This window comes from Methylobacterium sp. CM6246 (assembly GCF_054818005.1).
The window spans coordinates 169,312-182,519 of record NZ_JBTXKY010000001.1 but is presented as its reverse complement, the minus strand read 5'-3'; the positions used below and the strand labels follow the sequence as shown (position 1 = coordinate 182,519).

Annotated in this window: 9 protein-coding genes; 2 read left to right on the top strand and 7 right to left on the bottom strand. The window is 72.4% G+C overall.

Annotated elements, in window-relative coordinates; genetic code table 11:
- Positions 1-17: 17 nt before the first annotated feature.
- Positions 18-2,015 (top strand): methyl-accepting chemotaxis protein, encoded by a 1,998-nt coding sequence (locus tag ACYQPG_RS00890; RefSeq protein WP_461230007.1) that lies wholly within the window; start codon positions 18-20, stop codon positions 2,013-2,015.
- 263 nt (positions 2,016-2,278) lie between these two features.
- On the opposite strand, the gene ACYQPG_RS00885 is transcribed toward ACYQPG_RS00890, so the two are convergent.
- The 7 genes from ACYQPG_RS00885 to ACYQPG_RS00855 all read right to left on the bottom strand — a co-directional run bounded on the left by ACYQPG_RS00885 (position 2,279) and on the right by ACYQPG_RS00855 (position 9,155).
- Positions 2,279-3,115: a TetR/AcrR family transcriptional regulator gene (locus tag ACYQPG_RS00885; RefSeq protein ID WP_147910211.1), complete on the bottom strand. Its 837-nt coding sequence runs from the start codon at positions 3,113-3,115 to the stop codon at positions 2,279-2,281.
- Positions 3,116-3,209: 94 nt separating this feature from the next.
- Positions 3,210-4,040, bottom strand: a complete 831-nt coding sequence (proC, locus tag ACYQPG_RS00880) for a pyrroline-5-carboxylate reductase (protein WP_461230006.1) — start codon at positions 4,038-4,040, stop codon at positions 3,210-3,212.
- The gene (locus tag ACYQPG_RS00875; RefSeq protein WP_147856750.1) at positions 4,037-4,546 is read right to left on the bottom strand and encodes a type III secretion system chaperone family protein; all 510 of its coding nucleotides are present in this window, start codon (positions 4,544-4,546) and stop codon (positions 4,037-4,039) included. The genes proC and ACYQPG_RS00875 overlap by 4 nt, the downstream gene beginning before the upstream one ends.
- 289 nt (positions 4,547-4,835) lie before the next feature.
- A complete protein-coding gene (locus tag ACYQPG_RS00870) occupies positions 4,836-5,120 on the bottom strand; it encodes an accessory factor UbiK family protein (RefSeq protein WP_147910210.1) in 285 nt (94 codons plus the stop codon).
- 167 nt (positions 5,121-5,287) lie between these two features.
- Complete coding sequence (locus ACYQPG_RS00865) at positions 5,288-5,536, bottom strand: hypothetical protein (protein ID WP_147941189.1); 249 nt, start codon at positions 5,534-5,536, stop codon at positions 5,288-5,290.
- Positions 5,537-5,668: 132 nt separating this feature from the next.
- Positions 5,669-6,385, bottom strand: coding sequence for a PhoH family protein (locus tag ACYQPG_RS00860; protein WP_147910209.1), 717 nt, complete (start codon positions 6,383-6,385; stop codon positions 5,669-5,671).
- Positions 6,386-6,797: 412 nt separating this feature from the next.
- Entirely contained in the window at positions 6,798-9,155 is a 2,358-nt protein-coding gene (locus tag ACYQPG_RS00855) for an ATP-dependent helicase (RefSeq protein ID WP_461230005.1), read from the bottom strand.
- A gap of 223 nt (positions 9,156-9,378) precedes the next feature.
- On the opposite strand from ACYQPG_RS00855, the gene ACYQPG_RS00850 reads away from it, so the two are divergent.
- On the top strand, positions 9,379-12,813 hold the full coding sequence (locus tag ACYQPG_RS00850; protein ID WP_461230004.1) for an AsmA protein: 3,435 nt from the start codon (positions 9,379-9,381) through the stop codon (positions 12,811-12,813).
- Positions 12,814-13,208: the final 395 nt, after the last annotated feature.

The following is a 13,208-nucleotide window of genomic DNA, read 5'->3' as shown; positions in this document are numbered from 1 at the left end:
AAGAGAGTCGTACGTCCGTGAAACTGGGAATTCGCCACCGGCTCTACGCCGGCTTCGCCATGCTCGTGCTGATCGCAGCCGGTATCGGTGGGTTTTCACTCTATCAACAGAGTGTTCTCAACGAACATTACGCGCTGCGGTCCCGATTCGAGTGGGGCACGCGGTCGGTCCTGACGATCAGCACCCTGGCCACCAGCCTGACGGCGGCGGCCGAAACGTTCCGTCTCAATCCCGATCCTGTGCAGATCGCCGGGATGGAGGAGGCGCGGCGCAAGATCGAGGAGCGGAGCGACCTGCATCTCGGGCGCGCCGTCAATCAGGACCGGCGCAAGATCTACCAGGATATGCGTGACGATGCCCGGGCCCTGAAGCCGGAGCTGGAGCGCCTCGCCGTGGCCTCCGTCGACCTGGGCAAAGCCAAGCTCGCCATGTTCAAGGCCGGCGACGAACTCTCCCGGGCGCTCGAAGTCCTGATCTCCGCCGTGCGGGCGCAGTCCGGCGAGGCCCTGCTGTTCCGGGCCCAGTCCGTCGAGAACGCCATCCTGCGCGCCCGGCTTACCGCCGCGCGCTTCACACTCCGGATGCAGGAGGAGGATCGGGTCGCGTTCCCGGTCAGCATCACACAGGTCCGCGCCGCCCTGGACAGCTTCGGGGCCAGCGAAGGCGGCGCGGCCTTCGCGCAGCCGGCCAAGGTCCTCGCCGACACGCTGGAAGCCTATGCCGCCAACATCCGGGACTACGACAAGGCCGCCGCCGGTTCGAGGGCGGCGCTGGAGACCGGGATCAAGCCGCGCACGGACCGGATCGAACAGATGACCACAACGGTGCGCGACAAGATCCTGGCCGTCGTCGCCGAACTCACCGAGTCGACGGACGCTTTGGAGGCGCGGGTCCGGCGGGTCCAGATCGGACTGGTGAGCTTGACCGTGGTGCTCGGCGGCGTCCTGGCTTTCCTGATCGGCCGCAGCATCATCCGGCCGATCACCGGCATGACCGGCGCGATGAAGCGCCTGGCCGAGGGCGACACCAGCGTGGTCGTGCCGTTGCCAGAGGTCCGCGACGAGATGCGGGAGATGGCCAAGGCGGTGGACGTGTTCCGCCAGAACGCCATCGTCCGCGCCGAGTTGGAAGCCGCCCAGGCCGCCGAGCAGGCGACCCGCCTGAGCCGGGCCGAGCGGGTCGACCAGCTGGTCCGCGCCTTCCAGCAGAACGTCGCCGCCTCGCTCGAAGTCGTCACCGGGGCCGCCACGGAACTCGATGCCACGGCGCGCTCGATGACCCAGGTCGCCGACGACACCAACACCCAGGCGGTCGCCTCGAGCGCCGCCGCCGAGCAGGCCTCCACCAACGTCCAGACCGTGGCGGCCGCCGCCGAGCAGATGGTCGCGTCGCTGCAGGAGATCGAGCGGCAGGTGATCCGCTCCAACGAGGTCGCGGGCCACGCGGCCCACGAGGCCGAGGCCACCAACACCGCCATGGCCAGCCTGCGGCTCGCCTCCGAGCAGATCGGCGCGGCGGTGACGACGATCTCGGGGATCGCCGGCCAGACCAACCTGCTGGCCTTGAACGCCACGATCGAGGCGGCCCGCGCCGGCGAGGCCGGCCGCGGCTTCGCCGTGGTCGCCGCCGAGGTGAAGGAACTGGCCGGGCAGACCGCCAAGGCCCCCGAGGAGATCGGCGGCCAGATCGCGGCGATCCAGGCGGCCACCCATCAGGCTGCCGCCGCGATCGAGCAGATCGCCCGCACGATCGCGGCGGTGAACGAGATCAGCGGCTCGATCGCCTCGACGGTGGTGCAGCAGACGGCGGCGACGAGCGAGATCTCGCGCAACGCCGGCGAGGCCGCCCGCGGCACCCGCGACGTCTCGTCCAACGTGGCCCAGGTGCTGGCCTCCTCCGGGGAGACCGGCAGCGCCGCCACGCAGGTGCTGCACGCGGCGTCCCAGCTGGCCTCGCAATCCCAGAAGGTCCGCCAGGAGGTCGACGGCTTCCTGCAGGGCATCCAGGCGGCCTGAGGCGGGCGCACGGCCTGCCGCAGGGCGCTCGTTCCGCTGTCGGGTGATTCCCTCCCTCCACCCCATCCCGAGGTGGAGGCGCTGGTCGCACGCACCACAGCACGCGGCGCGCGTGGCTTCGTACGGCGCGTCCGGCGGCAAGCGCTTGCAAAGAGGCGCTTGCCCATCCCCGCAAGGGAAGGAGCGTGCGTTCCGCCTTTCACGGGCGATATGAAACCCGCAAGGTCGGGGCGTCGCTTTGCGACGTCCCGCCCAACGCGGCGCTAGATCGCCGCCGCGGGATCCGTCTCGTCGCCGTCCGGCGCGCGCCGGGCGCTGGGACGCCGGTCGAGGAGGGACCGGCCGAGCGCGCGCAACGGCGCGGTCAGCCGTCGGGCATCCTCGGCGCGCTCCATGAGGCGCTCGCCGTTGCGGATCTCCTTGTCGAGCTTGGCCATCGTCCGGGCGAGCGCCGGATCCTCGTCGTCGAGCCAGACCTGGGTGACGCGGGCGAACGCGATCACAACGCCCTGGAGCTTGAGCTGGCCCAGCGGCCCCTCGGTGTCGATCCCGGCCGCCGCCAGCATGTAGCGGTGCGAGTTCAGCATAACGCTGTTGAGCGCCAGCATCGACAGCGGCTCGCCGCGCAGCGCGTAGGCGATCCGGCGGAGCGCCGGCTTGTAGGGGGTCATCGCGTCGAGCCGGCGCATCAGCACGTCGAACAGGCGCTCGCGGGTCGGCTCCTCCTCGAGGCCGGCGCTGTCGCCCTCCAGGACCTTGCGGTCGATGATCCGGGTCAGGCCGCCGAGCACCGCACCCTTCGACGGGAACAGGTCGCGCAGTTCCGCAAGCGTCAGACCCGCCTCCCGGGCGATGTCGCCGATCTCGATGTCATTCCACGGCTGCTCGGCGGCGAGCCGCATCAGCGCCTCGACCGCCGCCTCGCGGGGCGACGGCTTCGGCGCGGAACCGGACTGCGCCGATTCGGGATGCGCCGATTCGGGCTGTGCGGAGGTCTCCGGCGCCGTGCCGGCCTGGCTGGCCTGATCCGGGGCCGTACCGTCCTGCGGGGTGCTCGCGCCCTTGCGGGTACGCTTCGACGGGGCTCTGGTCTCGGTCATGGGTCTGTCGCCCGCTCCTGTCGGTCGTCGAGCCCCTATCTAGGCACGGCGGCGGCGATGGGCAGGGCCGTCGCGCGGCGATGCCGCACGGATGTCAGCCGGCGAGCTCGGCAGCCCGGCGCCGGGCCGCCGCCACGGCCTCGCGCATCAGCGGCGCCAGGCCGTCCGGCCGCATCAGCACGTCGAGGGCCGCGGCCGTGGTGCCGCCCGGGGAGGTGACGTTGCGGCGCAGCTCGGCCGCCTCGGCCGGGCTGGCGTCGAGGAGCGCCCCGGCGCCCGAGACCGTGGCCCGCGCCAGGGTCCGGGCCACGTCCGGATCGAGCCCGGCGGCGATCCCGGCCTCGGCCAGGGCCTCCGCCAGCAGGAACACGTAGGCCGGTCCGGAGCCCGACACGGCGGTCACGGCGTCGATCTGGGCCTCGTCGGCGAGCCACGCCACCGCGCCGTTGGCGGAGAACAGCGCGTCGGCCGCGTCGCGCTGGGCCGGCGTCATCTCCGGGCTCGCGCAGGCGCCGGTGGCGCCCCGGCCGATGCTGGCCGGGAGGTTCGGCATGGCCCGCACCACGGCCCGGGCCCGGGGCAGCCGGGCGCGCAGATCCGCGACGGTCTTGCCCGCCAGGATCGACACCAGCAGCGTGTCGCGGCCGATCAGCCGGTCGAGGCCGGGGGCCGCCGCCTCCAGGCCCTGCGGCTTGATCGCCAGCACCAGCACGGCGCCGGGCTCGGCCTCCGCCGGGTTCAGCCGGATCCCGCGCGCGCTGCACAGCTCGGCGATCTCGCGGGACGGCACCGGGTCGATGATGGTGGTGGCGTGGGGATCGAGGCCGGATTCGAGCCAGCCCGCCAGCATCGCCCCGCCCATCTTGCCGGCCCCGGCCAGGACCAGGGAGGGCGGCATCCGCGCGGCGTCGGGGGCGGCCGTCACGCCTCGCCTTCGGTCTCGAACAGCACGGCGTCCAGCGCCTCGCGGGCGCTCTTGCCGGCCCAGAGCACGAACTGGAACGCCTGGAAGTAGCGCTCGCAGGCGTCCACGGCGGTCTTCATCATGGTGGAGCATTGCGGGTGGGTCGGCACCGCGCCGCCCGCCAGCAGCAGCGCGTGCCGGAACATCACCACGCTGTCGCTCGACCACAGGTCGAAATGGCCGATCCAGAGCTGCTCGTTGATCATCGCGATCAGGCGCAGCACCTCGGTCCGCTGCCGCTCCGGCACCTTGAGGTCGAAGGCGCAGGCCACGTGCAGGGCCTCGACATCCTCGATCCAGGTGAACGCCACATGGTAGTCGGTCCACCGGCCGGGGCTGGTGATCGACATCTCGTCGGTCTCGGCCCGGTCGAAGATCCAGTCGCGCAGGGACGCCAGACGCTCGACGACGTCGAGCGGATGCTCGTTCCGGTCAGGGTCGTGGAAGTCGACGTGGAGAAGCGGCATGACGATCCAAAGGGACGGCCCGGAATCGATCCAGCCCGACGTGACGGGGACGCGAGAAGGAGTGTGAGAACACTCCGAGAACTTGCTACGACCGTCAGAGACGGGCCGGGGTGACGCGATCGACTGTCAAAGCGCTGCGGACATCGCCTGGCAGCCGTCGAATCACCCTATGCCTGACTATAGACCGGCCGTGACTCGCGACACAAAGTGCAGGTCACGCTCGGTGAACAGGAAACGAAATCGTCGGCTGCGCTTCCTGTGCAAAAGCCTGAAGCGTTGCCGTGCGGACTCAGATCGCCTCGCTGAGCCCCGCCACGCCGGCCGCGGCGGTGCCGGATTTGGCCTCGAGGGCGGTCACCCGGGCGGTGAGCGCGTCGTTCTGCGCCCGCAGGTTGGTCACGAGGTCGCGCAGCACGTCGAGCTCCTCGCGGGAGGCGATGTCGAGGTCGCGCACGAGGCGCTCGGCCTGCGCCTTGACCACGGTCTCGGCCTCGCGGCGCACGCCCTGGGCGGCGCCGGCCGCGTCGGTCATCAGGCGGGCGAGGTCGTCGAACAGTCGGTTCGAGGGGGGCATCGTGGTCTCCCGGATCGGCCGGCTGCCGCTTCGGCTGCCTGACTGCGCGATTCGAGATCACGAGATAGGAATCCGCTCGATGCGGAGCAACGCCCGAAACGCGGTCCTGGCGGCGAAGCGAGGCCCGGAGGCGGGGAAGCGAGGCCCGGAGGCCCCGCTTCGCGGCATCACATGTGGCGCATCGTCCGGCGGTGCATGTGCCGGCGCATCATCCGGCGCTCCATGCGCCGGTGCATCATCCGGCGCTCCATGCGGCGATGCATCATACGGCGCTCCATTGGCGTCACGCGGACCTGGGTGACGGCGTCCGGCGCGGCGATCGCCGAGGGCATGGCCGGGGCGGCGCTGGCGGGCTGGACGAGGGCGGCACCGCCCAGCGAGGCCAGCACGGCGAAGGCGAAAGTCAGTTTCCTCACGAGGAGACTCCAATGTTCTGATATCCGGGCATGGCGCCCGGTTCATCCTCCCAAGCGGGAGGTTCGGAGAGTCGTCTCGTGCCGGTGAGGGCACGGCGGGCCCGCGAGGACCCGCCGCCATCAACTTCTGGGTTAGAGATTCGTTTCCTCGAACGCCTTCACCCATTCGGCGCAGATCCCGGAGCGGACGATGTCGTCGCGGGTGAACTCCACCACCGGGATCGGCATCATCCGGCTCTTGATCAGGTGCATCACCGTGCGCAGCCCCGAGGTCTCGCGCAGGTCGGTCTGGGAGACGTCGCCGTTGATGATGACCTGGCAGTCGTCGCCGATCCGGGTCAGGAACATCTTGATCTCGGCGGTGGTGGTGTTCTGCGCCTCGTCCAGGATTACCAGGCAGTTCTTGAAGGTGCGGCCGCGCATCACCTCGAACGGCACGATCTCGATGTCGCCGGTCTTGAGCGCGATCTCGAAGGCGGCTTGGCCCATGCGCTCCTTCATGGCCTCGGTGAGCGGGGCGACCCAGGGGGCGATCTTCTCCTCCAGGGTGCCGGGGAAGAAGCCGAGCGAGCGGCCTGAGGGCACGTTCGGGCGGGTGATCACGACCTTGGAGATGCGGCGCTGGCGGAGCTGGTCGGCGGCGCGGGTCCCGGCGATGTAGGTCTTGCCGGTGCCGGCGGGCCCGAGGACGATCACCTGCGGGGCGCTGGCCAGGGCGTCGAGATATTCGGCCTGGCGGTCGGTGAGCGGTTGGATCGGGCTGAGGTTGCGTTCTTCGTCGAAGCGGGTGCGGTGAATACGGGGCGTGCGGTCTTCAACCAGTTCAAGTCGTGTGCGGCGTCGCTTCATGGATCAACACTCCAACGGGACTTGCCAACCTGGATCTGTCGATGAACTGCCGTTTACCTTGGTGCTCCCGGAGTTACACTATTCCGAAACTAATTCCGGCGCCATGCCGAAGGTTCCGCCCCGTGCTATTCGCCTGTGGAGAGCGTCACGCCGCCTCGCCCGGGGTCGAATACGCTGTGCAAGCGTCGCACCAACGCGATTCGCACGGGACGTTTGCGCGGCCGGTGTGACCAGGGGGTGACGGTCGGTGCCGCGCCGCCGGAACTGCCGGGACGCTGGCAAGATGGCATCAGGTCGAGGGCCCGGGACACGGGCGGGCGCGGCCATCCGGCACGACCGCGCTTCATCCGGCCAGCACGGGCGAAGCCGGCCGACCCTGTGGCCCGCGAACGCCCGGGCCCGGTCGGCGGGGCTAGCTCGATCCAGCCTGGATGAAGCTGTCGAGGACCATCTTCCGGCCGGCCTTGTCGAAGTCGACGGTGAGCTTGTTGCCGTCCACGCCCGCGATGGTCCCGGGGCCGAACTTCATGTGGAAGACCCGCTGGCCGTCCTGGAACGCCGATGGCGTACCGCTCGACTTGGCGATCAATTCGCCCTCGATCTGGCGCGGGCCGCCCGACCGTCCGCCGGGCGCGGTGCCGAAGCCGGACCGGCTCCCGGCGCCGGTGTTGGCCTGGGCGCGCTGCCAGCCGGGCGTGCCGTAGCTCGATCCGAACGGCGTCGGGTTGCGGTCGAACCGCGAGGCGCCGGCCGAGAAATGCGCGGGCGCCTCGACCACATCGACGGCCGATTCCGGCAATTCGTCGATGAACCGGGACGGGATGGTCGAGGACCACAGGCCGTGGATCCGCCGGTTGACTGCAAACGACAGCTTCGCCCGCTTGCGCGCCCGGGTGAGACCGACATGGGCGAGGCGGCGCTCTTCCTCCAGGCCGGCCCGGCCGCTCTCGTCGAGCGCCCGCTGGTTGGGGAACAGGCCGTCCTCCCAGCCGGGCAGGAACACGGTGTCGAATTCCAGGCCCTTGGCGGCGTGGAGCGTCATCAGCGAGACCCGCTCGGCGCCCTCGGCCTCGGAGGCCTCCATCACCAGGGAGACGTGCTCCAGGAAGGCCGCCATGTCGGGGAACTCCTCCATCGAGCGGACGAATTCCTTCAGGTTCTCCAGGCGGCCGGCGGCGTCGGCGGAGCGATCCTTCTGCCACATCTCGGTGTAGCCGGATTCCTCCAGGATGGTCTGGGCGACCTCGCTGTGCGGCTGGGTCTCGACCAGCCGGGCCCACCGCGAGAAACTCTCGGTGAGCGCCCGCAGGGTGGCGCGGACCCGGGGCTTCAGCTCGTCGGTCTCGCACAGGCGCTGGGCGGCGATCAGCAGCGGCAGGCGGTTGGCCCGGCCGAAGGTGTGGAGCTGCTGCAGGGTGGCGTCGCCCAGGCCGCGCTTGGGCGTGTTCACGATCCGCTCGAAGGCGAGGTCGTCGCTGACGTTCATGGTGACGCGCAGGTAGGCCAGCGCGTCGCGGATCTCGGCCCGCTCGTAGAAGCGCGGACCGCCAATCACCCGGTAGGGCAGCCCGAGCTGGACGAACCGGTCCTCGATCTCGCGCATCTGCGCCGAGATCCGCACCAGCACGGCGATCTCCGACAGGGGGTGCTGCTTGGATTGCAGGGATTCGATCGCTTCGGCGAGCTGGCGGGCCTCCTCCTCGGAATCCCAGGCGCCGGTCACGGTGACGCGCTCGCCCGGCTCGTCCTCGGTGCGCAGGGTCTTGCCCAGCCGGCTCTCGTTCTTGGCGATCAGGCCCGAGGCGGCGGCCAGGATGTGCCCGGTGGAGCGGTAGTTGCGCTCCAGCCGCACCACCACGGCACCCGGGAAATCGTGTTCGAACCGCAGGATGTTGTCGACCTCGGCGCCGCGCCAGCCGTAGATCGACTGGTCGTCGTCGCCCACGCAGGCGATGTTCTTGCGGGTCTGCGCGAGCAGCCTGAGCCACAGGTACTGGGCGACGTTGGTGTCCTGATACTCGTCGACCAGAATGTAGCGGAACCGGTCCTGGTAGGTGGCCAGGACGTCCGGGTTCTCGCGCCAGAGCTTGAGGCAGAGCAGCAGAAGATCGCCGAAATCGACGGCGTTCAGCGTGGCGAGCCGGGCCTGGTAGGCGGTGTAGAGCGTGCCGCCCTTGCCGAACGCGAAGGACGCGGCCTCGCCCGGGGGTACCTGCTCGGGCGAGAGCCCGCGGTTCTTCCAGCCGTCGATGGTGTGGGCCAGGGCGCGTGCCGGCCAGCGCTTCTCGTCGATGTTCTGGTCGGCGATCACCTGCTTCATCAGGCGCAGCTGGTCGTCGGTGCCCAGGATCGTGAAGTCCGACTTCAGCCCGACCAGCTCGGCATGCCGGCGCAGGATCTTGGTGCCGATGGCGTGGAAGGTGCCGAGCCAGGGCATGCCCTCGCCGGCGGGGCCGATCAGCGCGCCGATCCGGAGCTTCATCTCCCGGGCGGCTTTGTTGGTGAAGGTCACCGACAGGATGTCGAACGGGCGGGCGCGGCCGGTGGCGATCAGGTGGGCGATCCGGGTGGTCAGCACCCGGGTCTTGCCGGTGCCGGCCCCGGCCAGCACCAGCACCGGGCCTTCCGTCGCCTCGACGGCGCGGCGCTGCTCGGGGTTGAGCCCTTCGAGATAGGCGGCGGCGTCCCGCCGGAGGGCGCCCATGGCGCGGGCGGCGATGGAGGTCGGAGCGCCGTCCCCGGCGGGCTGCGCGTGCGGGCCATTCTGCATTCCGCTTCCCTGGACCAAATCGCGAACGGCGTCGAGGCCATTCGGTCCGGAGCCGCTGCAGCTCCGAGGGGGGATCGCCCGTGCGGCGCGCGGCCGGCAGCGCCTCTGGCGCCGTCCGGGACTTATCGTGCTATGGCCGGTGACAGGTTGCCCAGGGGGGCACGCGACGGCGGGGCATCGCGATGGTGCCGGCCCGCGCGGAAAAGAGTGCGGAACGGGTAGCGTGCGTGATCTTCTGACCGCGCTGGCGGGCGCCGTCATCCTGGTTCTCGTCGCGGCTCTGGCCGTTCCGCCCGTCATCGATTGGCAGGCCCAGCGCGCGCTCGTCGACCGGGGCCTGACGCGGTCCCTCGGGGTGCCGGCCCGGACCGACGGCCGGATCGAGGTTCGGCTCCTGCCCTCGCCGCGGCTGCGGATCGACCGCCTGCATCTCGGGGCCGATCCGGCCCGCCCGACCCTCGACGCCCGCTTCGTCAAGGCCGAGATCGCCCTGACGCCGCTGCTGAAGGGCGAGTTCCGCTTCACCGAGACGCGAATTGGACGGGCCGAGATCAAGCTCCCGGTGGTGGCCAGCGAGGCCCTGCGGATCCCGCCCGATCTCGGCGAGGCCCTGCGCGCCCGCGACTTCGCCATCGAGGACCTGCACGTCCAGCAATTCCTGGTGACCACCCAGGTGCCGGCCACCGGCCGGACCGACCAGCTCTACGTCCAGGACCTGCACCTGCAGACCCCCGCGCTCATCGGGCCGTGGCGGGTCGAGGGCACCAGCGGCGGCGTCCCGTTCCGGGCGGTGAGCGGGACCCCCGGGGCGGACGGGCGGCTCGCCGTGAAGATCGCCGGCGGCGGCGACGCGCATCCCCGCTTCGAGGCCGACGCCCGGCTGGGCCTCGTCCCCACCGAGTCCGACGGGACGGTCATCGAGTCCGAAGGCTCGGCCCGCCTGGTGGTCGGCCCGCCGACCCAGGCGGCCGGCCCCTACCTGCCGTTCTCGCTCGGGGGCAGCTTCAAGGCCCGGGGCACCCAGGTCCGGTTCGAGGGCGTCGAGCTGGCGATCGATCCGGGCGGCCGGGCGCTGCGCCTGGGCGGCACCGGACGGCTCGACCTGCGCCAATGGCGCGCCGGCCTGACCCTGGAGGCCCGCCGGCTCGACCTCGACGCCTTCCTGACCTCCCCGGAGGGCCAGAACCTGATCGGCCGCGGGCTGCCGGGCGCCGGGGCCGGGTTGCCGGCCATGCTCGACCTCGACCTGTCGGTGGGCAGCGCGGTCCTGGGCGGCGAGGAATGGTCGAACCTCGCGCTCGCCGGCACCGTCGAGCGCGCGGGCGGCCTGCTGCTGCGCCGCCTGACCGCGACCGGACCCGGCGACGCGACCCTGACCGTCAGCGGCCAGGTCGAGGCGGCGCCGCTGCGCCTCACCGGTCCCGTGGCGCTGGTCGCGGCCGATTCCGACCCGCTCGGGCGCTACCTGCGCCGGCTCGGCGTCGAGGGCCCCCTGACCGCGCTCCTCGACGGGCGCAGGGTCGAGGCCGCGGCGGACCTCGCGGCGGCCGCCTCCAGCCTGTCCGTGCGCAACCTGCGCCTCGCGCTGGGGGCGGCCCGCGTCACCGGCAACGCCCGCTACACCGCCGCGGAAGCCGGCGCGCGCGGGCGGTTCGACGCCCAGATCCGCGCCAGCGGCATCGACATCGCCGCCCTGCCGCCGCTCGGGACGACGCTCGGCAGCCTGCGCGACCACGACCTCGCCCTGACGCTGGAGGCCAAGGACGTGCGCTACGGGCCGGCCGGCTCCGGCAACGGCACGATCGCGGCCAGCATCCAGTCGGACGGGTCGAGCCTGGTGGTCGACAGCCTCGACGTGACGGACCTCGCGGGCGCCAGCGCCAAGCTGTCCGGCCGTATCGGCGCGGACGGGACCGGCCGCGTCTCCGGCCGCCTGAAGGCCCCCGTGGCGGCCCCGCTGCTCGGCCTGCTCGAACGGGTCTGGGTCGGCGAGATCCGCCTGCTGCCCGCGTTCCTGCGCGAGGCACCCCTCGACCTCGCCGTGACCCTCGATCGGGAGGGCGGCGCGTCCGACGCCCTGCGCAGCCAGATCAAGGGCAGCGCCGGCGGCGGCACCCTCGACCTGACGCTGGCGAGCCGCGGCACGCGGATCGAGGGCGGAACCGCGACCCTCGCGGCCCCCCGGGCGGGACTCTGGTTCGGGCGCACCGACATCCCCGGATTGCAGCAGCCGGCCGAGCTGCACTTGAGCGCCGAGCGGCCGGACGCCGACACCCTGGCGCTGGCCGTCAACGGCACGCTCGCCGGCTTGAAGCTCGCCACCGCCCGGCCGATCCTGGTGGGGTCCGACGCCCTGCCGGGGGCCGGCGAGATCCGGGCCGCCACCGCCGACCTCGCCCCGTTCCTGACCCTGGCCGGGGCCGCGCGCCTGGCGCCGGGCGTGTGGCCGGCCGACCTGACGTTCGTCCTCGCCAAGGACGGCAGCGACATCGCCGCCGACACCACCGGGACGGTCGCGGGCGCGGCCCTGGGCGGCCGGCTGCAGCGGGCCCCGGGCGGGGCGCTGCGCGGCCGGCTCAGCCTCGACCGCCTGTCGGTGCCGCAGCTGACGACGGCGCTGCTGCTGCCACCGGATCCGGCCAAGGCCGACCGCTTCGGCCCGGTCCCGCAGGCGCTCGCCCCCCTCGCGCTCGAGGCCCGTGTCGCGACCCTCGACCTCGGCCGCGGCCTCGCCGCCACGGAGGCCGGCCTGGCCCTCGGCCTTGCGGACGGCGTCCTGACCCTGCGCAACCTGACGGGCAAGCTCGCCGGTGGGCGGATCGCGGGCTCGGCCACGCTCACCCGTCGGGGCGCGGAGGCGTCGGTCACCGGCGAGGGCGCCCTCGACGACGTGGCCCTCTCCGCCCTGGCCGGCGGTCCGATCGGCGGACGCCTGACCGCGTCCGCGCGCTTCGTCACCACGGCCGAGACCGCCCCGGGCCTCGCCGACAACCTGTCCGGCAGCGGCAGCCTCACCCTCAAGGACCTGAGCGTTCCGGGGGCCGACCCGGCGTCGCTCGGCCGCGCGCTCGCCCGGGCGGTGGAGATCGACGATCCCCTGCGCGAAGGCCGGCTCCAGGCCCTGGTGGCCGAGGAACTCGCGAAGGCCGGCGCCCAGGCGAAGGCGCCGGCGCGCAGCCCGGCCACCCTCGTGGGCGGGGTCCTGCGGGCCGGCCCCCTCGACCTCGATTTCGGGGCCGCCCGCTGGTCCGGCACCCTCGGCTACGACCTGCGCGGCGGCCGGCTCGACGCCCGCGGGCTCCTGTCCGGCGGCCCGGTCCCCCGCGGCTGGAATGCCGGCCCCCCGGCCGTCCAGCTCGGCTTCACCGGGTCCCTCGCGGCCCCCGAGCGCGTGCTCGACGTCGGCGCCCTGTCGAACGGGCTCGCCGCCTTCGTGCTCCAGCGCGAGCTGGACACGATCGAGCTGACCGAGGCCGACCAGGTCGAGCGCCAGCGCCGCCGGGCCCGGATCGAGATGGACCGCGCCCGCGCCGCCGCCCTCAAGGCCGCTGCCGACAAGGCCGCGGCCGAGGACGCCGCCCGGCGCGCGCGGGTGCAGAGCGAGGGCGAGGCGGCCCCCGGCGGGACGGAGGGGACGCAGCCGCCCGGCCGGCCGTGAGGCCAGGCTCGACCCCCTGATCGCGGCGTCGGCTCAGATCGCCTGTTCGGCCTTCGCCGGGGTGATGGGGACCGCGCAATGCGAAGGGTCGACAACCGACGCTCGGGGCCCATCGCGATCTCCGCAACGGATGGCTACGCGACGGTTCGCTTCGGGATGGCGCTGCCTGGAAGCGGACGTCGTGTGTTGCCTCGCTCACGACACGAGGCAGACGTATCCGGACCGAGCCCCGGCTCCGGCACACTCGAGCGAACGGACGAGCCTGCTCCCGTAGCCTGAGGCGAGGCGCGGTTACCTGACTCGACTGTGACCGTTTGCCCTCGCAACGATCGGGGCGCCGCGCGATTGGCAGGGTCGCGCAGCTACGTTTCCGGGCGCACCTTTCATCCCCGTAC